Here is a 1686-nt window from a genome sequence, read left to right as displayed (position 1 = left end):
CTAGCCCGGATTATTCATCAGCATTGAACGAAAAGAGCCTTGCGTGCGTCCAAGTTGTTATCTGACGACAACTTAGGAAAAACACGAAGGCTCTTTCACATGATACGCGATGCACAAACGGCTTTGTTCGATTTTTTCCCCGGACGGACCATTGAAATTCATCAGGTTGACGAACAGGTCAGCACCGATGGGGGGTTAATCGCTTTTCGGGAGCTCGACAAAAAACTGGGGCTGACCGAGAGTTTTGCCGCTCAGATTCGAGACCCGCGAGCCGATCCGACTCAGTCACTCTTGAGCGTGATTCGGCAACGCATCTTCGGGATCATTGCAGGATACGAAGACCAAAATGATCATGACACTCTGCGATCCGATCCGGTCTTTAAACTGATCGCCGATCGAACGCCCGATGACCATGACCTGGCTAGCCAGCCAACGATCTCCCGAGTGGAAAACTCGGTCACTGCTGGCGATCTGATACGACTCGAAGACTGGTTCATCGACCGCTTCGTCGAGTCGTTCGACGAGGATCCCGATTCAATCACCTTGGACATTGACACGTTTGCAGATTCGGCTCACGGGACGCAGCAACTGACTTTCTTCAACAACTTCTACAAAGACAACATCTACCAAGTTCGCGTGATCACATGCGCCGAAAATGATCAGATCGCGTTACCAGTATTGTTGTATGGAACTGCTCACGTGTCGCTTGGTGCTGCCGATGACCTGACACGTGTTATCAATGCTTTGCACAGGAGATATCCGGACCTTCATGTCACTGTGCGTGCGGATGCCGGATTCGCCGTACCGCACCTCTATGAAGCACTCGACTGCCTTGCCAATGTGACCTTCAGCATTGGCTATCAGATGAACTCCCTGATGCAGGAAAAATGCGAGGAATTGATGGATTTGACGCTGAAAACCTTCGAGACGACCGGGAAAACGACGAAGAACTATATGCATCTCCAGCACCAATCTCGCAACTGGTCGCGCGCGTATGATTTGGTCATCAAGTGCGAGGCCAATGAGCAGGGAACCAATCGACGCGTCGTGATCACGAACCGGCCTGGTGCGGAACAGTATCCTGACGGTACCTATCAGGAATACGCCGACCGAGGCGAGAGCGAGAATCGCAACAAGGAGTTGACCGTGGACTTGTGCGCCGATCGGTTGAGTGATCATCGCTACATGGCCAACTTGTTTCGAACGATGATGCATGCAGTGTCCTGCAATCTCTTGGCCCGCTTTCGCGGCGTCGTTGCCGAGGCTCCTGTGGACTCCGGGCCGGACGCCGATGGTATCCCCTTGGAAGCCGGCAGCGAGCATCGCAAACGAACCGAAGGCAATCGTCGGCGTCGGCGCGATCCACTGGGTCGCGGTCGTGCGATGACATGGCGTACGTTGGTGATTAAGGTGGCCGCTCGCGTCGAGACAACCACGCGACATGTGCGTTTGCTGATCCCATCGAGTTGGCCGCACGCGGACTATCTCTGGAAAGTGAGTCGGTCGTTGGCTTCATTCGCGCCGAGCGGTTAACCGCACCCATCGCTCGGTTAGCGATGCCTCAGCGACCAAAAGGGTTCCTGGGGGAAAGGGGGCCTTACGGAGCGATTCGGCTCAAGCAGCGACCAAAGCCAAACTTGATCAAAGGTTGCCAACTGACAAAGGCTCGTGAATAATCCGGGCTAG

The 1686-nt window shown here is 54.3% G+C and carries 1 protein-coding gene; it reads left to right on the top strand.

Going from position 1 to position 1686, the window contains the following annotated elements; translation table 11 throughout:
- Nucleotides 1–99: 99 nt before the first annotated feature.
- Nucleotides 100–1533: an IS1380 family transposase gene (locus Pla100_RS30235; protein ID WP_146583121.1), complete on the top strand. Its 1434-nt coding sequence runs from the start codon at nucleotides 100–102 to the stop codon at nucleotides 1531–1533.
- Nucleotides 1534–1686 lie beyond the last annotated feature (153 nt).

The organism is Neorhodopirellula pilleata (assembly GCF_007859915.1).
In the GTDB taxonomy this organism is placed as follows: domain Bacteria; phylum Planctomycetota; class Planctomycetia; order Pirellulales; family Pirellulaceae; genus Rhodopirellula; species Rhodopirellula pilleata.
This window is presented reverse-complemented; position numbering and strand designations above follow the sequence as displayed.

What these genes read in the sequence shown, in the direction of transcription:
- Pla100_RS30235 (WP_146583121.1), top strand. Translation starts at nt 100, where the DNA reads ATGATACGCGATGCACAAACGGCTTTGTTCGATTTTTTCCCCGGACGG.